This is a genomic window from Agaribacter marinus (assembly GCF_030160655.1).
GTDB classification, from domain to species: domain Bacteria; phylum Pseudomonadota; class Gammaproteobacteria; order Enterobacterales; family Alteromonadaceae; genus Glaciecola; species Glaciecola marina.
Map to the genome: position 1 here is coordinate 46768 of NZ_BSOT01000019.1, position 21342 is coordinate 68109.

The following is a 21342-nucleotide window of genomic DNA, read 5'->3' on the forward strand; positions in this document are numbered from 1 at the left end:
CTATGCATGCTAATGAGTCGGATCATTGAACATTCGGTGTGTTCATGCAAGAGGATATTGTGTAAATTTATGTAAGCGTCGTATAATTTGGTCAACGACGACAGACAGGAGCCTAGACAAGTAGTATGACGCCATGGGAAAAATATCAGGACGATTTGACGCGTATTGAATTTCAATATGACTCCGCCCAAGAGCAGGCTGTAAAAGAGCTTCAGCGCTTGTATGATGAGCTTACTCAACCGACTAAGAAGCTCACTTGGCGGGTAAAGTTAGCGTCAAGGTTTGGTAAAGGAATGTCAAAGCCGTCGATACAAGGTATCTATTTTTATGGTGGTGTGGGGCGGGGGAAAACTTATTTAGTTGACACCTTCTACGATTGCTTGCCATTTCAGCGCAAGTTGAGAATACACTTTCACCGATTCATGCATCGTGTCCACAAAGAGCTGAAATCGCTTCAAAGCCAGCCTGACCCTTTGAAAGTCGTCGCGAAGACATTGTCTGATGAATGCAAAATAATTTGTTTTGACGAATTTTTTGTATCAGATATTACTGACGCAATGATTTTAGGTACGCTTATGCAAGAACTGTTTGCGCAGGGAATAGTGTTGGTTGCAACATCAAATATTGTGCCCGATGAATTGTACAAAAACGGTCTGCAACGTGCTCGATTTCTGCCTGCAATAGAACTGATCAATCAAAATACGCGTGTTGTGAACGTAGATAGCGGCGTTGACTATCGTTTAAGAACCCTAGAACAAGCTGAAATTTATCATTATCCATTGGACGATATAGCACAACGGAATTTGAATACGTATTTTGCTCAGTTAGCGCCGGATGATGGAAAGGTCGATACATCGATAGAGGTCGAAGGGCGAGACATTGCAGTAATGAAGATATCCGATAGTGTCGTCATGTTCGACTTCTTGGCGCTATGCGATGGACCTCGAAGCCAAACGGACTATATTGAACTTAGTCGAGAGTTTAATACGGTATTGCTGGCAAATGTATCTCAAATGGGGGAAGCGTCTGATGATATCGCAAGGCGATTTATTGCTATGGTAGATGAGTTTTATGAACGCAAGGTGAAGTTAATAATTTCAGCAGAAGTTCCCCCCGAAAAACTCTATTCACAAGGTCGCTTAAATTTTGAATTCAGGCGTTGTTTAAGCCGCCTTAGCGAAATGCAGTCGCATGAATATTTAGCACTTCAGCACATGGCGGGATAAAATTCACTTTGTTAGGTGAAGTCTTAGTGCATATTCGATTATACTAGGGTGTTAATTAGTTCAAATTAGTGTCGCTAGTATAGATACCAAGCGCCAAAAAACTAAAAATGAGATTGTAATGGGAAGAAAATTCGAAGTAAGAAAAGTGTCGATGGCAAAAACAGCTGCCGCAAAGACCAAAGTTTATTCTAAATATGGCAAAGAAATTTACGTGGTTGCAAAAAATGGCGGAGCAGACCCTGATGCTAATTTGTCTCTCAGGCGATTGATTGAAAAAGCAAAGAAAGATCAAGTGCCTGCACATGTAATAGAAAAAGCAGTTGATAAAGCCGCAGGCGGCGCAGGTGAAGACTTTGCACCTGCAAGATATGAAGGTTATGGGCCTGGCGGGTTTATGGTTATCGTTGATTGTTTAACCGACAACGTGAATCGAACAATTACTGATGTGAGAAATTGTTTTACCAAAACAGACAGTAAATTAGGTGCACAAGGCTCAGCCGCGCATATGTTTGATCATTTAGCTATTTTTGGCTTTAAAGGCGATGATGATGAAGTTGTGTTAGAAGCGTTGATGGAAGCTGATGTCGATATTCAAGATGTGGAGGTCGACGATGGTGACGTGACTGTTTATGTGCCCCACACTGAATTTTTTAAAGCCAAAACTGCGCTAACAGACGCGTTTGATGGTATGACTTTTGATGTAGAAGAAATTACGTTTGTGCCTCAATCACAGACTGAAATCAGTGATGATGCCCGCCCAATGTTTGATAAATTTATGGATATGTTGAACGATTGTGATGATGTTCAAAATATATATCACAACGCAATTGTGCAGGAGTAAACTTCTTCTGATATACTCGCCGCCGAAGTCAGCCAGACAATCGCTGCTAAGTAACTTTTTCGTTATTTAGGGGAGGAAAGTCCGGGCTCCACAGGGCAGGGTGCCAGATAACGTCTGGGCGGCGTGAGCCGACGACAAGTGCAGCAGAGAGAAGACCGCCATGTTTGCCGTAAAAAGCGCGTGGTAAGGGTGAAAGGGTGCGGTAAGAGCGCACCGCATTACTGGTAACAGTTGATGGCGAGGTAAACTCCACTCGGAGCAAGACCAAATAGGTTTCCAATCGATGCGGCCCGCATTGGAAACGGGTAGGTTGCTTGAGCTAGTTAGCGATGACTGGCCTAGAGGAATGATTGTCCAAGACAGAACCCGGCTTATGGCTGACTTCACTTTCAAATTTAATAGGTACTTATTTGTATTAGTTGAGCAATTATATCATGCTCAGTTCTATCGCTTTTAGTACAGCTCTCGTCCGATCCCTTACGCCTAGTTTTGATCGAATATTAGATACTTGATTTTTTATTGTGCCTTCTGAGCGGCATAGGCTTAATGTCATTTCCTTGTTACTACATCCTGCTGCTATTAAACGCAAAATTTCGGTTTCACGCTTACTAAGCGATTCTGGTAACGAAGCTGACTCAAATTCATTTGGAATGTGCTGTAAGCCTTGCAGTAACTGCTCTGTAATTGATGGTTGTATTAACGTTCCTCCCGCGTGAACGGTTTCGATGCTTGCAACCAGCGTTTCTAGAGAGACATCCTTCAACAAATAGCCTTTTGCACCAGCTTTGACAGAGCCTAGAACTGATTCATGGTCATCAAAGGTCGTTAAAATAATAACGGGGATAAAAATGCCTTCTGCATGCATTGCCTTTAAAGTATCAATGCCATTTTGATAGGCATTCGTATGTCCATAAGTACGACATGGATATCGGTGATGTTCCTGATTATATTTAAGGCTTCTTTACCATTGCTTGCTTCGGCAACAACGTCGATGTTACTGGACAATGCCAGTAAGCTTTTGATACCGTGCCGCACAAGCATTTGATCGTCAACAAGCAGTACTCTTATTATGTCAGCCTACCGGTAGTTCAATAGCGGTTTTAAATACGTCAGGTTTTAGGTCAAAGTGTAGTCTACCATTTAAGTTAGTAATTCTTTCCTTCATTCCCTTTAAGCCATTTGGCATTTTAGCTGTGCTTATGTCACTGAGTATTTTGCAACATGTTTTTAAGGAAAATATTGCTAAAAATCAATGGATTTTGGAGCATATTGGTCACATGATTGGTTCAGGGATAGAGGCGTATACTGCGTTTCTCAGTTTTGGTGGCAGACGAGTCTTGCAGGTTGGTGTGTGGGAAATTCTATTTTGGATTGCGCCAGGCATTATAGGTAGCATCGCCTCTTATATTGTTTCCAAGAAATACAAAAAGCTATTTCATATTAAAGTGATTGGTGTTGAATAATACAGGTGTAAACCACGGTGTCGTTTTAGTCTTCACCCTCGTAATAATACTAGGCTACAAGCCCCCTGCCTAATATTCGATTTGAAAGTAATGACAATAGTTCCAATTCGTCTTCACTGCGCTTTCCGTCTACTTCTGTAATTTCCATTGCGACCTCAAAGGCGCGCGCTGGATTTAAGTTTAAATCTTTTCCTAGGTCTCTTAGATATTGGGTCGCTTGCCGAGTATCTATTGCTTGCCTAGATTCATGGATTGCCTGATTTATGAAAGCTGGCTGCACTACGCCGTTATGCCACGCCATTTGTTCAACTAATGCCGTTAAATAGTCCTGCTCAGTTAGTGTTACTTTGCCGTCTATTTGGTAAAGTAACACCGTCATCCGGATTAGCGCTTCATTAAATAATTGTTCTTCTTCTAAATTAATCATTTGTTGATTCTCGATAGCCATCAAATCTTGCCGTACAGACTTTTTATAGACTAGGCAGAGCTTATATGGTTCACAATACTTCCGTAAGATTTAGAATTGTTAGTGACTAAGCAATATTTTCAGATGACGTCAGCAGCTTTGAAAAGTTGTAAGTGTACATTGGTCAGTGAGTTAATATCTCGTTGATATCCGCCACCGATAACTGCGATCAGCGGTAAGTTTAACGCCTTACACTTTTCAAAAACGAAGCGATCTCTTTGATATATCGCTATCGTTGATACATCAAGGTGCCCTAAATCGTCGTTTTCGTGCACGTCTACGCCCGCATCGTAGATCACCGCATCGGGTTTTGCTTCTTCTATCGCTAGTTCGAGTGCATTTTTTACAGTTAATAAGTACTCGTTATCACGCGTGCCTTTCGGCAGAGGGAAATCTAAATTTGATCTCTGCTTGTTGTGAGGAAAATTCTTCTCTCCGTGAATAGAAACAGTGAAAACAGAAGCATTGTTTTGTGCTAATTTTGCTGTGCCATCTCCTTGGTGTACGTCACAGTCGAATATCAATATTTTCCGAATACTTGCATGTTGCAACATATTGAGCGCACATAAGTACAAATCGTTAATCATACAAAAGCCGGCGCCAAAGTTTCCAAAGGCATGGTGGTAACCGCCTGTAAGATTGATTGCTCGTCCTTGTTGTAGCGCTAATTCTCCGGCAAGTATGGTGCCCGCTGATGCAGTCAGAGTGCGCAAAATAAGTTGCTCTGACCAAGGGAAACCGATTTTTTTCATTGCAGCAGGTTCAAGTGTGCCCGCAGTTAAGTTTTTGATATAGCTCGGATCAAAAATCTTCGATAATACAGCTGGATCCAAGGCTTTAGGTTTATAAAAACGTGTATTCGATACGCCTAAGGATATTAATCTATCTTTAAGCGCCTGATACTTTTGGATTGGAAATCGGTGTTTAGTCGGTAAGTCAAGTTGGCTATAAATAGGATGGAAGACCAATGCAGTCATAGTTTACGCTAACTCAAAATAGACATTGTAAAAGTGAATATCAATATATCTACGTATTGTGATGCACTAATAATTAAAGAGTAAAATCACGTTTTTAATACGCGTTTTTATTAATAAAACCTTTAAACACAGTGGCAAAAATTATTTTGACGTCGAGCCATACTGACCAACGATGTATATAATCCAAGTCATATTCGACACGCTTCACCATTTTATTCACTGTTTCAGTTTCACCTCTAAAACCGTTTACCTGCGCCCAACCTGTAATGCCTGGTTTTACTTTGTGGCGTAACATGTAACCTTCAATCAACTTTCGGTATTCCTCGTTGTGCGCAACCGCGTGTGGGCGAGGGCCAACAATGGACATTCGACCTTGTATCACGTTGATGAATTGAGGGAGTTCATCTAAAGAAGTGCGTCTAAGGAAGCCTCCAAATGGTGTAATACGCACGTCGTTCTTTGTTGCTTGTTTTACGACATCTCCATTGTCTTGCACGGTCATTGAACGGAACTTATAGACTTTTATTTTTTTGCCGTCTAGGCCATATCTGAATTGCTTAAACAATACAGGCCCTTTAGATGTGACCTTGACACCGATCGCAATAGCAAGCATCGGAATACTGATCATTGCCAATATTAGTACTGAGAAAACTATATCTTCAATACGCTTTAGAACATTGTTTGCACCCTGAAATGGCGTGTCGAATACGCTTAAGGTTTGTACTGCGCCAACGGTCTGCCAACGAGCATTTAGTAGATTGTAAATAAAGAAGTTTGGAATAATATAAACGTTACAGGTTGTGTCGCTACATTGATTGAGGATCTGCATTATTCGTGATTCTGCGCTCATTGGCATCGCTACATATATGTAATCAATCTTACCTTCTTTGGCAGCCTTTACGACATCAGCGATAGTACCGGCAACTTGATTCTGAAATTCATGGGGTAGGCGTTTATCATCACGATCGTCAAAAATACCGAAAAGTTGGATACCGAGTTGTTCATTTTCGACTAACTGGTTCATTAAATTAAAACCAGAGGGGGTAGCACCAATAATTGCGGCTGCCCTAGTATTTCGCCCTTTTTTACGAACCGAAAATAGTACTTCTCTAAATATTAATCGCCAGGCGGTTAGTGCAGGGAAACATAATCCAAGCCACGTCATTAATAGGTTTTGCGGCAGGTTTACTAAATTAGGGAAAAAGAAAGAAAATATAACCAATGCTAAGAATGTTATTGCCCAAGTGATTGCGGTCATCTTTAACAATGTGGTTGTTGATTGCGTTCTCCATGACCGGTAGAGATCGAGTGCTTCGGCAAAAATATTGAAAATAATTATGCCTACTAGTAGCATTATTGACGTGTCAGGTTTTATTGGGAAACCGTTGTTAAAAAGAAGGAAGTAGTAAATAAGCGTTATTGATACTAAATCAGTAAGTCTGTAAAGCGTAGCAAAGCTACTTTTATTCGACTGAATTATTCCGCCGCGGTTGTTCCTGATTTTACTTTTCATTGTTGATGCTACATCCTAAAACGAGACTTTAGATCTGCTTTTGCTGTATTTATATTCTAATTATATGTAGTTAATATTAAAGGTAGTATGCGTGATTAACTACATAAAAATAAGCTTTTATTCAGAATTTTTTATTTTTGCTATTAAAAACAATTTAAAGTAACACAAATTTTTAAAAAGTAGACAAGCTTGTTCTACTAATTTTAATTGTTACAGATGCATGAAATAGCATGCACTTAATTTTCATTAGGTAGATCTTAATGTATACTCGCGCTCAGTTGCTGCTATGAGATTAGCGTAGAGAATAACATACGAACAGTTTTAGGAAGATTGTGTGGCTTACAATTTGCTTGCACAAAAGAAATGATACTTACTATCGTACGTCGGGTACGCAAAGAAATTAAAGGAATACCATGTTAAAAAGACTTTCACTAGCTGTAATTATTTCCGGGCTTTGGGGAGTGAACAATGCGAATGCACAAGTAGGCCAAGATGCTTCTAGCGTCAATATGGGTCCTTTTGATTTAGTACCAAAGGTTACGACCGGATTAGAGTATAATGACAATTTAATTCGTTCAGCTTCTGGAAGTGTTGATTCTTGGTCTTTTTTTGTTGCACCAGAATTGGGCATGTATACATCGTTAGGGGCAAGCGATTTCTCCGTCAGATATAGGCTTTCCGACAAAAATCACTTTAGTAGTTCCGAAGATGATTATACTGACCATTTGCTTGTAGCCAATGTTGACATTGACCTAAATGCTAGGAATCGAATTCGCTCAGGTGTCAGATTTGAGGATGGGCATGACGCCAGAGGTACGGGTTTTTCTATTGGTAGCGGAGATACACTGGTCGAACCTGATCAGTACAAAAGGTCTTCTGTAGATTTCCTCTACTCTTACGGTGCAAGTGGCGCGGATGGTAGACTGAATGTAGACTTCAAAGTTGATAATTTAGATTATGACATTGCTACATTCCAGTATCTCGCAAGAGATAGAAAAAGAACGACGCTCGGAGGTACTTTCTTCTATAGAGTTGGCCCTGCAACTGACCTTACATTTGATGCACGAAGAAGTTACATAGATTACAAGGTTGCACTCAACCCAGCGAACCCTTTCGATAGCAAGCAAGATGAGTTTTTGGTTGGACTGAGCTGGGAAGCCACATCCCAGACATCCGGTTTTGCTAAGATTGGCTATCAAACAAAATCTTTTGACTCTAATGAACGTGATGACTTTAACGGCGTGGATTGGGAAATAGGGATGATTTGGGAACCGGTTTCTTACTCTGAATTTACCTTTAAAACTGAGTCACAAACAAATGAGACTAATGGCGAGGGCGATTTCATTCAGGCTGACTTGTATGAATTTGCGTGGGAGCATGAGTGGTTAGCTAGATTAAGTAGCAACGTGAGACTTAATTTTAGAAATGACACATATGAAGGTGTAGCGTTGCTAGGCCAAGAACTGCGTTCTGACGACAATTTTGAAGGTGCAGTTTCTGTGAACTACGACTTTAGACGCTGGGTAAAATTTCAAGTGACTTATCAATATACTGAACGAGATAGCAACCGGAGTTTTGTGAATTTTGATCAAAATTTATTTATGTTTAATGCATATTTGTCTCTTTAAGTACGGCTTTTAGTTATGAAAATAAACAATGTTTTTTCAAGTTTCTTTTTTGTGTGCTTGTTATTGATTGGTATGGCAGATAGTCATTCGCAAACTGACGAGAGCGATTATGTTTTGGGGCCTGGTGATGTTATTTCAATTACTGTTTTCGGACAGGGTGACTTAAGTGTTGAGGCTCGCTTATCTAATTCTGGCGTTTTGAGGTATCCATTTCTTGGTGACGTGCAACTCATTGGGAAGACCGTTGAGGAGCTAGAGCAACTTATTGATACTGGTTTGAGAGGAGATTATTTGATCGATCCTTCGGTTTCTGTTTCCGTCAAAGAATATCGTCCCTTTTTTATTAACGGAGAAGTGAAAAAGCCAGGTGGATATGCATATCAACCAGGTTTGTCTTTGGATAAAGCTATAGCCTTAGCCGGAGGGTTTACTGAGAGAGCCAATAAAACTGAGGTTTCACTCAAAAGAGTCGTTGATGGTGAAGAGGTCGTGCTGGATAAAACAGTGAATGAGACTGTTTCGCCAGGCGACATCATCACAGTCAAATCAAGATTTTTTTAAATAGATATTTCACCTTCCGGAAAAACAGATGATAAACGAAAAATCAAAACAGATAGACGCTAAACTATTTGATGTTGATACAATAGACATTGGACAATACATACAGACGATTAAACGATATATATGGAGAATACTTGGTTTAGCGGTCTTTTTAACAATTTTGGCGGCACTTATCGTACTCTCAATGAAACCAAGCTATACTGCTAAGGTGTCGTTGTTGATCGAAGCAGAACAGGCAAACGTTTTATCTATAGAAGAAGTTTATGGGCTTGACTCTAGTAGGAAAGAATATTTTGAAACGCAATACCAGATATTACGGTCACGACAAATTGCGGAGAGAGTAGTTGAAGAACTTAATCTGCAAGATAATGAACATTTTAATTTAGACATTCATGCTGCTAATAAAAGTGGTTTCAAGAAAGAGCTAGAGAAAGCCTCTGACAATGTTCGTGAACTGCTTCCCTTTCTTCCTAAACAGGAGAGAAACACTCCTACGGAAGAGCAGCGACTTAGTGCTCGAAAAAATTTCGCAGTGTCAATTTTAAAAAATAGTACAACTGTTAAGCCTATTAAAAATACGCAAGTAGTCGAAGTTTTGGTTGAAACACCCGATGCATTGCTCAGTGCTGAGTTAGCGAATAAGATTGCTGATATATATATTGAAAGTTATTTAGAAGCAAAGTTGGAAATGACGGAAAAAGCTACGTCATGGCTTAATGAAAGCTTACAGGAGCTTCGTAGTAAATTAGATAATGCAGAGCAAAGTCTCTCTGCATTTTATGAGTCAAATCAGGTTGTCGACATTGACGGTGTGGTTGGTTTAGCTTCCGAGCAGGTCCAACAGTTGAGTAGTCAGTTACTAAATGCTCAAATAACTTATCAGCGTGCCGAATCTATCTACAATCAAGTAAATAGTCAGGACTCCAGTATTGAGCAATTGGCTAAAGTACCAGAAGTCTTGAATCATCCGTCAATTCAGTCAGTAAGAAAAGCGGAGATAGATGCTAGTAGCCAAGTATCTGAGCTATCTGAAGTATATGGCCCCAAGCATCCTAGGTTAGTTTCAGCTAAGGCTGAGCTTAGTTCAATTCGTCAGAGTATTGAATCTCAAGTACGTAACCTTGTATCTGGTATTAACAGCGAGTATGACACTGCCAAAACTAAAGTTGCATCTTTGCAACAGGATTTGAACAGTGCTAAGTCTGAATTGCGCCAATTGGCTAGCCTAGATAATCGTCGTAAGGTATTGCAGCGAGACGTTGATATAAACCAGCAATTGTATGATTCATTTTTTACACGTTTAAAAGAGACTGATCAATTAGGTGGTTTTGAATCAGCAAATGCTAGAATTTTGGATAAAGCACAGCGCCCTCATTCACCGTCTAAGCCGAAAAAAGGCTTATTGATAACGGCTGCCTTCGTCTTTAGTTTTTTCTTTGGTGCATTTATGGCGTTATTGTTAGAGGCATTAAACAGCGGCATTCGTTCAGTTGACGACGTAGAGAAAAAACTATCACAACGTATGCTCGGTATTATTCCTTGGGAGCCACACAAGAAAAAAGAAAATTTGTCAGTTCGTCACTTTTTCGACCCGTCTCATCATTTATTTAGTGAGTCTGTACGAACGCTAAGAACTAGTCTGCAGTTACTTAATTTAGAAAAGACGTCGCAGACTATATTGGTGACTTCAAGTGTGCCAAAAGAAGGCAAGAGTACAGTGTCGGTTAATTTATCTTTTGCACTTGGTCAGCTTAGTAATGTGTTACTTTTAGATACAGACCTGCGCCGTCCGTCCATTGGAAAGCTATTCGAATTACCTGGCTTTCAACCTGGAGTAGCAAATATCGTGGCAGGTACGCATACACTAGATGAGTGTGTTGTTAGGGACGAAGATGCCAACTTAGACATTCTGGCTGCCGGTACGCTACCACCAAATCCACAGGAGTTACTTGCTTCTGATAAGTTTGCAGCGTTAATGGAGCATTTAAAAAGAAAGTATGACTATATTGTTGTTGATAGTGCTCCCACGCAAGCGGTGAGTGATGCGATAGTCGTCTCGAAGCATTGTGATTCATTAGTTTATGTCGTAAAAGCTGACAGCACGAGTGCAAAGGTAATTAACAGTGGATTGTCTAGGTTTGTTGAGATCGGCCACAGAATTGATGGTGTAGTTCTAAATCAGGTTGATTTAAGAAAAGCTAGAAAGACTGGCGAGTACACCGGATTCTACGACCAATATGGTTACAACAGTTATGTCGGCTCTGAAGGTAAATCTTGATTGACTTACATAGCCATATTTTGCCTGGAATCGATGACGGAGCCAAAACGCTACAAGATTCGATAGAAATGGCAAAGTATTCAATTGAACGAGGCGTAACACATATGATGTGTACGCCTCACATTCATTTTAATAGATTTAACAACACTTATGACTCCATAGCTCATATTTTTTTTCAAATGCTCGAGGCTGTCGCTGAGCAAGGGCTTGCACTCAAGTTGGCGTTTGGAGCCGAGGTAAGAGTTGCGCCAGAAATTATCTCTCTGGTAAAAAGCAATACGCTTCCATATATAGGTGAAATAAATGGCAAGTCTTGTGTGTTATTAGAGTTGCCTCATAGCCACGTTCCCGCAGGTGCTGATACTTTGATAAAATGGCTCATAGCCAATGAAGTACAACCAATAATTCCTCATCCAGAAAGAAACCGAGAAATACTCGATGACTACAACAAAGTTTTATGGCTTAAAAAATTAGGTTGCTTGTTTCAATTGACCGCGGGTGCTGTCGTGGGAAAGTTTGGTCAAGATATCCAACTACTTTCCGGTAGAATGCTAGACGACAGTCTTCCATATTATGTTGCTTCAGATATGCATAATCTGGATAAACGTGCAAATGACATGTCTGATGCATACGATTATGTCGAATCGGAATATGGGACGTCACATGCAGAATCACTATTCATCACTAACCCAAAGACAATTACCGCAAGAGTTGATTGGCAATAACAAGTGTTAAAATTGAAAACGTTTTTACTAGCAATTAGGGATAGCGTTAAGGCAATTTCTAATTATCCTCTGTTGGCTTTTATTTCACTCATTAGTGTGATGGGGTTTACTACGTCATTAAGATTTGGTCTTGCCAATATTGATTTTTATTTTGTTAAGAACTCGATTGATGAATGGCGTGCTGAACAGACAGTCCAAAGTAAAGAGTCTTTTGTCAGTACTGTTGACGCGATTTCGTCCGCTAGGCATAAACATGCTACGCACCCATTGTATTGGGATATGACAGGGCAAGTCGTCGAATGGGGGGTCGTTAATGGTTATCTGACACATTCGCAGCTGGATAATGCCGAAAAATTATATCTCAAAGCAACTACGCTGCGGCCTGCTTGGCCGGTTACTTGGGCCTCATTGGCAATGGTCAAATGGCGTAAACGTCAACTAGATGAGCAATTCTCTACCTATCTTGATAACGCAAATAGACTAGGGACGATGAAGCCAGAGGTTCACGTTGCTTACGCTAAAATTGGCTTGGCGCTGTACCTAGCAAATCATCCTTTTTTTAATAAAATAAGGGGTATAGTAATAAAACGGTTAATGTCTGGACTAAGACACCCAGCAAGTAGGCAGGAAATACTTAATTATATTATTAAGTATAACCACATGCGCACGGTATGTCGTTGGGCGGAGATAAGTCAAGAAGAGTACGTCCGCTTAAATATTTTGCGCTGTGAAATTTCGAGTGCGAATCTTTAAACTGCTAGAAATCATTGATAATGCAATAAATAAGACAAAGTAACAGGCGTTAGCATACGCTTGAAATGGGAAATCAACTGTTGCATGAAGCATCATTCCGAAAATAGCCATTGAACATGCAAACCCTACTCCCTTAAATATAGAATTTTTACGCTTTTTCATTGCCCTAAGGCCTTTGTATAAGCTAAATAGTACTATGGCTGATAAAAGGATTGTGCCAAGTAAACCGTACTCGATAACAAACTGTAAATAATCGTTATGTGCATGGTCATAGAAACCAGAAATGTTTGACTCTTGGTAGCTCGGGAATATGCTGTAAAAACTGCCGCCACCTGTGCCGAAGACAGGGTAATCTTCTATTATTTTAGATGCTTCTTTAACTACCTCATCTCTAGATTCCTGCTCAATACTCGTTTGGACTATTCTGTCTTTGACTCGTTCAAGTCCAAAGTAGGCGCTTACTATCAGCAAATCGATAATAAATATGCTTGCTACCAATATAAGCAATCCATTACTTCTATTTCTTATTAGCGTTAATGCGAGAATTCCAGTTATTGCCATTGAAGAGAAGAATGCTGTATTCCCCATTCTGGAACGAGACATTACTAACGCAATGACCATCACGGCAAGTGCAATACGCACCAATGCCTTGCTACTTAGCATCGTCGAAGCAAACGCTCTAAGCATATCCTTTGGCGACACGTTTTTTTCTTTTTCAATTGACGTAACTAATAAGCCCATACCTGCACATAAGCATAGCATTAGGAAGTTTGCATAGTGGTTTTTATAAACAAAACTGCCTGTGGCGATATCGTTTACCTCTAGTCCAAAAACTAAGCTAGAGCTTGCATTCAGTAAAATTTCCAATGACCCATAGACTGCTTGAAATGTGCCGCTAGCCACCATTGTAGTGAGTAAAAGTTTTACACGGGATTCAGTGTTGACTAATTGCAGTGTCAACATTAATAAACAAAAATAGCTGAGCAACTTAATTAGATTAATTTTGCTCTGTCCTAAATCTGTTGATATATATCGTGAGGCGGCATTGGTCAGATCATACATTGCCGCAGAGTGCGGGGATAAGAGCTCTAGTAAAAATGAGGGCAAGGGTAAAATTTGAAAAACAGAGTAGATAATAAATGCAATCCAAATTGTTAGCATGGATATATATTTACTGACGCCGAGAAGTTTGTCTTTCCTAAGTGCCCAAGCAACATAAGTTGACACGCCAAAAATTGCTAATTGCATTATACTCCACGCCCATGGCCGATTAGAGCCGAGAGGGATGGGAAGGGAAAATATGATCATTAATAAGCAATAAAACGACTTTTGAAGATTTGTGGTATTAGGCGTGCCACTAAAAAATTTTGTCAAGCAAGATACCTACAGTAAAAAGCCCCTTCGATGAGGGGCTTATGATACATAATTTGTTTAGTTTGTCGAGGCTGTTGTATCGCCACCGCCAGTTCCACCAGCACCTGTTCCAGCACCTAGGGGGGCGATTAATGTCGTCACCTCTCCACCAGCCGCTGCAGCTTCAGTAATTGTGCTTGGGTCTGCTCCAGCCTGTAAAGCAACTAATAGAGCATCTTGTGCTGGGATTACGCCAGCTAAGGTCGCGCCATCTATCGCTTCCTGCGCAAAATTAGGATAAAGCTGAACAGCTAAAGTAACAACCTGAACGACTTTCCCAGCGTTCAACTCGCTAAGTACCTTTACTGCATCAATTAGACTGTTAGAAAGCAACATCTCTTGAAAAAAACTTGCAGATAGCTCTTTATCAAGCGCGACTGTAGATTTTGCCTCCGCTGACAAAATTGTGGCGTTCTTTTCTAATGCAATGTCAATTGTGTTAGATACTGCGTCATTCTGACTAGCACCAGCGTCCATATCTCCCAATATCTGTTTGTGAATCCTTGTCCCTGGCTGATTATCATCGCCGTATACTGCAAGTTGCTCTTGAGCAGCCAAAGTAAATGGCAGTATGAGGAGTAAGCAACTTATAAAATAACGATTTAACATAAAATTTCCTTAAATTAACAGCGACTCATTTACACTGTTTCTCGTATTTTACTGCTAGTGTGATTTGTAATCAATAAAGATATTAGTTCAATTAGAAATTAGCGGCATTGGTCTGCTAATATGATACCCTTGGAAATACTTTATTCCACAACTTGACAACCATGAAAGCTCTGCTTCCGATTCTACCATTTCAGCAATAATATCAATGGATAAGCTCTCCGCGATACTAGTTAAAGACGAGACGAACAATTGGTTGTCTTGATGCTGGTCTATATCTCGGGTAAATTTGCCGTCTATTTTGAGATATTTTGGCTTGAGTTTCTGCAAGTGAGAGAAGCTAGCTAGTTGTGCGCCAAAATGTTCGACGGCAATTTCGACACCCAGTGCTTTTAGTCTAGATACAACGTTTTCTAGATATTTCGCATCTTGGACAAGTGCCCGTTCTGGAATTTCGATAACCAATCTTGTGCATACTTCTCTATGATGGTGCAATTTCGTTAATAGCCATTCACTAAAGTCATTATCTAACAATGACAACCTGGAAAGATTTAAACCTACTTTTTCAGTTGATTGAGGGGCTATCTGTATCAACATATTCGCGACAATCAGTTTATCGAGTACTTGTGAAAAATCCAGTCTTACCGATGCAGGAATCAGTTGGTCCATTGGCGCTGATTCATGATTGTCATGATGAAATCTAGCGAACCATTCAAAATAGACCGGCTCGCTGTTTGTCTTATCAACAATAGGCTGTTTGACAAAGGTCGCATGTTGCCTCTCGACTATTTGAGTAAGGATTTCTTTCCAATCCGTATTAGAGTGAAATACATTCAAGTCATCTGCCAACTGCCAACTTTTGTCGTTCTGCAAGGCCTTGGCTAATGCACTATCGGCTTTTTCCAATATCGTATGTAAAGAGTCACCCGTAACAAAGGATGTAACGCCAAGGTGCGCGAAACCACTCTCATGTTCACTTTTCTCTTTGCGTTTAGTTTCTCTAATAAACTGTTTAGCTATGTTTTGTGCTGTTTCACTATCGCAGTTTTCTGCAATCATCGCTATGTCTGCGCCATTCAATCGAAAAATTGGTGGGGTCTCAAGATAAGTAACTGCGGAACTCCGTAATAACGCAACCATAGATAGAAGGTATATATCGCCCGCGTTCATCCCACTATTTTTGTTTATTGAATTTAGGCTACTTGCTCGCGCTATAACGAGGTAGTTTGTTGTCCCTACATGACGGCCACGCAAAACGTTATTCATATTGATGGTGAACGCCCGCCGATTGCCTTGTGCAGTTAAACTATCGACATATGCAAATTTTCTATATTCCTCACTTTGAGACAAAATGCGATTGAACATTGTTGACAAGGATTTAGACATTGCATTTAACGCTATAACAATTTGTGACAGTTCTCGTGTAGACGGGACCTTTTCTATCATTTGAAATTTTTGATGGCTGATGTCATTGGCTTGAGCAACAACCGAGTTTAACGGCGCTTGAACAATCTTTTTAATTAGTAGCCATACGAAGAGTAAAGAAAATAGAAAGGCAGCAAGGATGATCGCGGCAGATTGTTTTGCGCTCAGCCAGAGTTGAAGGTAGCCATAGCTAGGGTTACTCTCTACAACTAAATATCCTTCAATGACCCAGCCTCCGTTAATTTCTGTGCTGGCTGATGGCGCCCTAATACTAAAGGTTTTTATAAACCATTGGGGCACATCAATATATTTTTGGTCAGATTTTTTTTCAATTAATACATTGTGTTGCGCATTTTTTAATAGGATAGAGTTATAATATCCACGATCAAAAATTGCATTTGTCATTGTTTCAATGATAGGTAAGTTTGTGTTATCTCCAATATATGGCGTTATCGACAAACCTAAAGATGTCGCAGTATCTTGGGCGTGAGACTGCAATTGCGTTTCGATAAATTGTCGAGTACTAACTACATTGAAAATCAGTGAAACTAAAAACACGAGTAACAAAATAATGAAAAAACCACTACTTAATTGTTTTGTTAGCGACATTACAAAGCTCCTTGTGTTGCTAAGCTATACCTGTAGAGTATTAAGGTCATTTAAGTTCCTCTTGCATTCTTTTATTTAGATCGACCCACATGCTATTCTGGCCGCCTTTTTGTACCTTTCGCCCTCGTCCTTGTGACTTTGCTAACCATAACCCATCGCCGTTGAAACTAAAAATTGGAATTAAATCTCTGCGCTTAGATGCAGGTAGAATTCTACGATTAATGTTGTCTAGTACCAAGGGAACTGAATTTGGTTGTTCGTAATAAGCTAACACCATATGGGCTTGTCTAGTCGGTCTTGTGGCAGTTACATACATTAGCCTAAGTTTGTCGTTAGATACGCCCATTTCTAACAACGTGAAGTATTTGGCTATGACGAAGTCTTCACAATCGCCAGCGTTATGGCCGATAAACTCGGTGGGTGTCGCCCAGTAATCACTTGCTCCCCATTGGCTAACATCGTTGACAAACTCATGCTGGTTAAAAAATTTATTGACGGCAAAAAGCTGTTCTTCGAGCTCTTCATTCATGTGTTCATTAATTAGCGCTTGCCACTCTCTCGCGCGACCTTCTGCATCGTCCCCATATTTGCTCTTCATTGCTTCAAACAGTTTTTCATTGAAATTAATCTTTGATAGTCCATACTGCGCGATCAACATCAAGCTTACACAAAAGCATATGTTTTTGAATCTGCGGTTCAACATGGTCAGAAATGATGTTCAATGTGAGGGGTAGATATTGTATTTAACGTAGTTTCTTCATAAAACCTTAATCTTTTGAGGCATAATTAGGGTGTAATTCATTAGAACATAATTTTACTTTGAGCTGACATTGCGGGAAACTATGGCTTGGGCGCGTAATTTGCTTAATACAAAATTCAGATACTCAATATGGGATTGGCATGGAACTGATGGATGTTACTTTTACTAATGTGGGGGAGGCTGATAACAATCAGTGTTTTACATGAATTTTCCGATAACTCTATCCCTGAGTGCAGTGCCACAACGGATATTATCCAATATGCCCCTAATTGTTTGCGACGAAAATATTCATCATTTATTGCTTGGAGCAAAAAGTATAGATATTCCAGTTATTATTATTTTAATACTAGCGGCTATTTCGAAATACCTAAATGGATTTACAACTGCTGAATTGAGTCGATGGATAGAGCTATCATTCAATCGGGCAAAGTCATTGTATTACGGCAATCAGATTCTTTTATCCGTCGTTCATAACGAAGTAGGTAAAGATGGTGCTTATGGTCGTTTTCTTGATAATAAAAATATAAGTGAGTTTGCGAAATATTTGATTAATAGATTAGATTAGTAAAAGATCAAAACGGTCGGTGAAGCTATCAAAAATTTACTTTCAGGAATGCAGTTAATGAATGTTTTGAATTTACAGGTATATAAAGATAATGGCTAATATCGCAATAGTGTTGCATGATTTACGAGGTGGTGGCGCCGAAAAAATGATGGTTAGACTAGCAAATCAACTTGCCGATGAAGGCGATGTTGTTAACTTGATCCTAATAACGAGTGGTGGCATAAATAAGCGATTTTTGCAGCCTAATGTTAACTTGATTGAACTTAATTGTAAGCGGACTTTGTCGGCATTTAAGCCCCTAAGGACAGCCCTAAAAAAAATTAGGCCTGAAGGGATCTTGGCTGCATTAACTCACATTAATGTGATTACCGCGATAGTTTGCTATAGCTTGGGCTGGTCTAAAAAGTTAAGCGTAAGTGAGAGAAATGCGTTTTCTCTCGATAAGAATGTAAATACGAATGCAGTAATGAAAGCAGCATATTTTCTTGCGCCTTTTGTATATAGAGCATTACCCAATCCCGTCATTGCCGTCTCAAAGGGGGTGGCATCAGATTTAGTTGAATCTACGATCACGCGGGACAAAGATGTGACGACTGCGCCGAACCCAGTCGTCATTAAAGAGACAATTGATGCTGCAAAAGCGCCCCCAAGCCATAAATGGCTTGTCAATAAATCTTTACCTACGATTATTGCCGTTGGTCGGCTCACTAATCAAAAAGGCTTTGATATGCTTCTTGATGCATTCTACCAAGTTAATAAGTCTCTCAATTGCCGTTTAATTATTTTTGGTGAAGGCGAATTACGTGAACAACTGGAATCTCATGCTCGCAGTCTTGGTATAGAAGACAGAGTGTCCCTGCCTGGATATACCGCAAATCCGTTAGCAGAAATGAAAGCTGCTGACCTTTACGTTTTGTCATCTCGTTTTGAAGGAAGCCCGAATGCAATTGTAGAAGCAATGTCTGTTAGCACGGCAGTAGTTGCGTTTGATTGCCCTCATGGGGCGAGAGAAATTTTACAGGATGGCAAAGTTGCACCACTCGTCGAGTATATGAATGTTGAAAAGTTAAGTGCAGCGATTGTGCATGAATTACAAACTGCCCTGTCCCCAGACTATTCGGCAGAAATAAAGAAATTTACAGCGCAAGCCGCCGCAAAATCATACCGCAAACTGATAATTGAGCGAAAGTCTAGGAATCAATAATGAACAAGATTGCTTATAGGGTCTAAATGAAATTAGATATTAACCAGATCTACAAACTGTTTTTGCTTATTAGTATGAGCTTTTATATCGGCTTGATAGACTTTGTAAATAGGTTATTTACTGGAGGAGTGAGTTATGGCGACATGGAGGGTGCTTCATCAGGAAATATAGTTAATCAACTACTTGGACTCTCGTTGCTTGGATTTATCTTCGTATTTCTCCGTTTTTCTAGTGTGTTTTCTATAAGTGCGGCGCTAAAAAGCGGGAAGATTTGGTGGCTATTGATTGCTTTTTTTGCGGCAAGTATTGTTTGGTCTTACGAACCGACTGTATCCATTCGACGAATCATCGCTTTCTCTACACTAATAGTAACTTGCTACTCGCTCGCAGTAATATTCTCGGCAAAAACCTTAATTACCTTTGTGGCAGAGCTCATTTTTTGGGTAACGCTTGTTGGTTTTTTATATCACTTTGGCACTGGCGGGGGGCTATCGTTCGGCTTCGGTGATAGAGCCGCGGCTATGCGGGGTATTTACTTTGATAAGAACGGAGCTGCAAGAGTGTATGCTTATGGTATTATCTTATTTTTTGCTCTTAAGCGGTACGCTACTTGGAGTGACATAACAAAAATAGCAATATTAAGTTTTGCTTTGCTGACATCTGCATCTGCCTCTGGCGTCGTGATGGCATTTTTTGGCGTCGGGTTACTTTTTGTTTTCAATTTGTTTAAGGCTAGAACTAAGCAGCAGACTTTGCTGCAATTCGTTATTTTAATATTGGCGCTGTTCCTAGGTGCTTATTTAGTATCAGTACTTTACGAACTATTGCTCGCTGCTTTAGGTAGAGATCCTGAGCTGTCGAATAGAGCCATAATATGGGAATTAATTTTTCCATTAATTGAAGATGAATGGCTTAAAGGTTATGGCTTTGGTGCATTTTGGGCAAGTAGCGCTGTGCAAGGCTTTGTTGAACGATGGGGATTTATTGGTAATGCGCATAGTGGCTATTTAGAGGTCTTGCTCCATGGTGGCATTATTGGTTTAGTAATTTTAATTCTTATTTTTCTTAATCATCTTAAGCATGTGTTAGCACTTTACTTAGAACGCAGAGAAGACGATTTGTCGAGCTTGTTCTTTGTGTTACTTATTATTCAATTAGTAGTAAATGCAGTCGGGTATGTTATTTTAAATCATAACAGTTTTGATATGTTTTTATTCACCCTGCTGTATTTTGTAGCAGTCAAGCAGTATTTAACAAAAAGTGTAGGTAAGAATGTATGGGTGAGCGAAAGATAAAAGTTTCGATGGTAGTTGCGCAATATAATCGCGCCGATCGAATCGCTGAATCTATCGGGTCTGCGCTAGATCAGGACTTTGAAGATTTTGAGGTGGTAGTCGTTAATGATGGCAGTCCTGACGACAATGTAAGAGTAGAGTTAGATAAGCTTAATAACGACAAACTTGTTGTTATTCACCAAGAAAATACCGGTTTTGTCGGTGCCGTCAGAAAAGCGATTTCTGCTTCCAAAGGTGAGTATATCGCTATACATGGTGCAGGCGATGTGTCTTTGCCGAGTCGTATTCGAAAGCAAGCGGACTATCTTGACCAGCATCAGAATATTGGGGCTATCGGTTGCTTTTATGAAAATAGAATCTTTGGTAAAAGTGATGCGTCTGTGATTCAAGTGCGAACAAACGACAGGGAGTTGTTTACGGTAAAGGACTTTGAAAAAAACCCAATTCCGTATGGGCATGGCGATGTAATGTACCGGAAAGCGCTTTATGACGAAGTTGGCGGTTATCGCCCATTTTTTAAGTTCGCACAAGACCACGATTTATGGTTACGCATGGCGTCGAAGGCTGATATGGCATTGTATCCAGAAGTGCTGTATCAGCGTGGTTATTTCGAGGCTGATGGTATTGCGACAGACATGAAAAAATTGGTGTTACAGAAGTACTTATCTCACTTTGCAATTCAGCTACACAATGAAAGAAAGCTTGGTGGCAAAGACAGTTTAGATAAAATTGGCCCGCAAGCTGCCTTTTTACGTGGGTCTGATAAGGATTTGTCCCAATATTTTTCATGGAAAGCATTAAGTCACTTTTACCAAGGAGATAAGGATATGGCACGCTATTTAGCAAAACTATCGGTGAAAGAAATGATCAGTACCAAGTCATTAGTGGTATTCGCACTAATATCGCTTGGTCAAATCGAACTCGTTCACAAAGGTTTAACAAAGTTAATGTCATTTCACCCTAGAGAAAAAAAATGGAGAATGTGATCTTGGTCTCACACAATAATAAGATTGCAGCCTTATAAACTACCAATA

General features: G+C 40.0%; 21 protein-coding genes and 1 other RNA gene. 13 read left to right on the top strand and 9 right to left on the bottom strand.

All coding sequences use genetic code 11. The features are described 5' to 3' along the window. The first annotated feature begins 125 nt into the window (after positions 1 to 125). The 3 genes from zapE to rnpB all read left to right on the top strand — a co-directional run bounded on the left by zapE (position 126) and on the right by rnpB (position 2456). Positions 126 to 1226 carry a cell division protein ZapE gene (zapE, locus tag QQK00_RS19040; protein WP_284219282.1) on the top strand — a complete coding sequence of 367 codons (1101 nt, stop codon included), beginning with the start codon at positions 126 to 128 and terminating at the stop codon, positions 1224 to 1226. Between the two features lie 118 nt (positions 1227 to 1344). Then, positions 1345 to 2067, top strand: coding sequence for a YebC/PmpR family DNA-binding transcriptional regulator (locus QQK00_RS19045; protein WP_284219283.1), 723 nt, complete (start codon positions 1345 to 1347; stop codon positions 2065 to 2067). A 24-nt stretch (positions 2068 to 2091) separates the two neighbouring features. Further along, positions 2092 to 2456, top strand: an RNA gene (gene rnpB, locus QQK00_RS19050) — RNase P RNA component class A. Between the two features lie 38 nt (positions 2457 to 2494). Here the strand turns inward: rnpB and QQK00_RS19055 are convergent. After that, positions 2495 to 2932 (bottom strand): LuxR C-terminal-related transcriptional regulator, encoded by a 438-nt coding sequence (locus QQK00_RS19055; protein ID WP_348521166.1) that lies wholly within the window; start codon positions 2930 to 2932, stop codon positions 2495 to 2497. Between the two features lie 5 nt (positions 2933 to 2937). Beyond that, on the bottom strand, positions 2938 to 3108 hold the full coding sequence (locus QQK00_RS20455; protein ID WP_348521167.1) for a response regulator: 171 nt from the start codon (positions 3106 to 3108) through the stop codon (positions 2938 to 2940). A gap of 158 nt (positions 3109 to 3266) precedes the next feature. Here QQK00_RS20455 and QQK00_RS19060 point away from each other — a divergent pair, with 158 nt between their 5' ends. Continuing rightward, positions 3267 to 3530 carry a hypothetical protein gene (locus QQK00_RS19060; RefSeq protein ID WP_284219284.1) on the top strand — a complete coding sequence of 88 codons (264 nt, stop codon included), beginning with the start codon at positions 3267 to 3269 and terminating at the stop codon, positions 3528 to 3530. 49 nt (positions 3531 to 3579) lie between these two features. Here QQK00_RS19060 and QQK00_RS19065 read toward each other — a convergent pair whose 3' ends face one another. The 3 genes from QQK00_RS19065 to QQK00_RS19075 all read right to left on the bottom strand — a co-directional run bounded on the left by QQK00_RS19065 (position 3580) and on the right by QQK00_RS19075 (position 6486). After that, positions 3580 to 3978 carry a TerB family tellurite resistance protein gene (locus tag QQK00_RS19065; protein ID WP_284219285.1) on the bottom strand — a complete coding sequence of 133 codons (399 nt, stop codon included), beginning with the start codon at positions 3976 to 3978 and terminating at the stop codon, positions 3580 to 3582. Between the two features lie 98 nt (positions 3979 to 4076). Continuing rightward, the gene (locus QQK00_RS19070; protein WP_284219286.1) at positions 4077 to 4973 is read right to left on the bottom strand and encodes a histone deacetylase family protein; all 897 of its coding nucleotides are present in this window, start codon (positions 4971 to 4973) and stop codon (positions 4077 to 4079) included. Positions 4974 to 5067: 94 nt separating this feature from the next. Beyond that, positions 5068 to 6486 carry an undecaprenyl-phosphate glucose phosphotransferase gene (locus tag QQK00_RS19075; RefSeq protein ID WP_284219287.1) on the bottom strand — a complete coding sequence of 473 codons (1419 nt, stop codon included), beginning with the start codon at positions 6484 to 6486 and terminating at the stop codon, positions 5068 to 5070. Between the two features lie 413 nt (positions 6487 to 6899). Between QQK00_RS19075 and QQK00_RS19080 the strand changes: the two genes are divergently transcribed. The 5 genes from QQK00_RS19080 to QQK00_RS19100 all read left to right on the top strand — a co-directional run bounded on the left by QQK00_RS19080 (position 6900) and on the right by QQK00_RS19100 (position 12431). After that, positions 6900 to 8114 carry an outer membrane beta-barrel protein gene (locus QQK00_RS19080; RefSeq protein ID WP_284219288.1) on the top strand — a complete coding sequence of 405 codons (1215 nt, stop codon included), beginning with the start codon at positions 6900 to 6902 and terminating at the stop codon, positions 8112 to 8114. 72 nt (positions 8115 to 8186) lie between these two features. Next, positions 8187 to 8675 (top strand): polysaccharide biosynthesis/export family protein, encoded by a 489-nt coding sequence (locus QQK00_RS19085; protein WP_431307767.1) that lies wholly within the window; start codon positions 8187 to 8189, stop codon positions 8673 to 8675. Positions 8676 to 8703: 28 nt separating this feature from the next. Next, positions 8704 to 10953, top strand: coding sequence for a GumC family protein (locus tag QQK00_RS19090; protein ID WP_284219290.1), 2250 nt, complete (start codon positions 8704 to 8706; stop codon positions 10951 to 10953). Further along, positions 10950 to 11678, top strand: coding sequence for a tyrosine-protein phosphatase (locus tag QQK00_RS19095; RefSeq protein ID WP_284219291.1), 729 nt, complete (start codon positions 10950 to 10952; stop codon positions 11676 to 11678). The genes QQK00_RS19090 and QQK00_RS19095 overlap by 4 nt, the downstream gene beginning before the upstream one ends. A gap of 3 nt (positions 11679 to 11681) precedes the next feature. Continuing rightward, a complete protein-coding gene (locus QQK00_RS19100) occupies positions 11682 to 12431 on the top strand; it encodes a VpsP family polysaccharide biosynthesis protein (RefSeq protein WP_284219292.1) in 750 nt (249 codons plus the stop codon). Here the strand turns inward: QQK00_RS19100 and QQK00_RS19105 are convergent. The 4 genes from QQK00_RS19105 to QQK00_RS19120 all read right to left on the bottom strand — a co-directional run bounded on the left by QQK00_RS19105 (position 12390) and on the right by QQK00_RS19120 (position 17142). Beyond that, on the bottom strand, positions 12390 to 13679 hold the full coding sequence (locus QQK00_RS19105; RefSeq protein WP_284219293.1) for an O-antigen ligase family protein: 1290 nt from the start codon (positions 13677 to 13679) through the stop codon (positions 12390 to 12392). The genes QQK00_RS19100 and QQK00_RS19105 overlap by 42 nt on opposite strands. A gap of 183 nt (positions 13680 to 13862) precedes the next feature. After that, entirely contained in the window at positions 13863 to 14453 is a 591-nt protein-coding gene (locus tag QQK00_RS19110; protein ID WP_284219294.1) for a hypothetical protein, read from the bottom strand. Between the two features lie 87 nt (positions 14454 to 14540). Next, complete coding sequence (locus tag QQK00_RS19115) at positions 14541 to 16484, bottom strand: bifunctional diguanylate cyclase/phosphodiesterase (protein ID WP_284219295.1); 1944 nt, start codon at positions 16482 to 16484, stop codon at positions 14541 to 14543. 46 nt (positions 16485 to 16530) lie between these two features. Continuing rightward, on the bottom strand, positions 16531 to 17142 hold the full coding sequence (locus QQK00_RS19120; protein WP_284219296.1) for a transglutaminase-like cysteine peptidase: 612 nt from the start codon (positions 17140 to 17142) through the stop codon (positions 16531 to 16533). Between the two features lie 337 nt (positions 17143 to 17479). Between QQK00_RS19120 and QQK00_RS19125 the strand changes: the two genes are divergently transcribed. The 4 genes from QQK00_RS19125 (at position 17480) to QQK00_RS19140 (ending at position 21294) form a co-directional block, all read left to right on the top strand. Further along, the gene (locus QQK00_RS19125) at positions 17480 to 17809 is read left to right on the top strand and encodes a hypothetical protein (protein WP_284219297.1); all 330 of its coding nucleotides are present in this window, start codon (positions 17480 to 17482) and stop codon (positions 17807 to 17809) included. 91 nt (positions 17810 to 17900) lie between these two features. Beyond that, positions 17901 to 19013: a glycosyltransferase gene (locus tag QQK00_RS19130; RefSeq protein WP_284219298.1), complete on the top strand. Its 1113-nt coding sequence runs from the start codon at positions 17901 to 17903 to the stop codon at positions 19011 to 19013. Between the two features lie 26 nt (positions 19014 to 19039). Next, positions 19040 to 20308, top strand: coding sequence for an O-antigen ligase family protein (locus QQK00_RS19135; RefSeq protein ID WP_284219300.1), 1269 nt, complete (start codon positions 19040 to 19042; stop codon positions 20306 to 20308). Further along, the gene (locus QQK00_RS19140) at positions 20290 to 21294 is read left to right on the top strand and encodes a glycosyltransferase family 2 protein (RefSeq protein ID WP_284219301.1); all 1005 of its coding nucleotides are present in this window, start codon (positions 20290 to 20292) and stop codon (positions 21292 to 21294) included. Before QQK00_RS19135 ends, QQK00_RS19140 begins: the two co-directional genes overlap by 19 nt. Positions 21295 to 21342 lie beyond the last annotated feature (48 nt).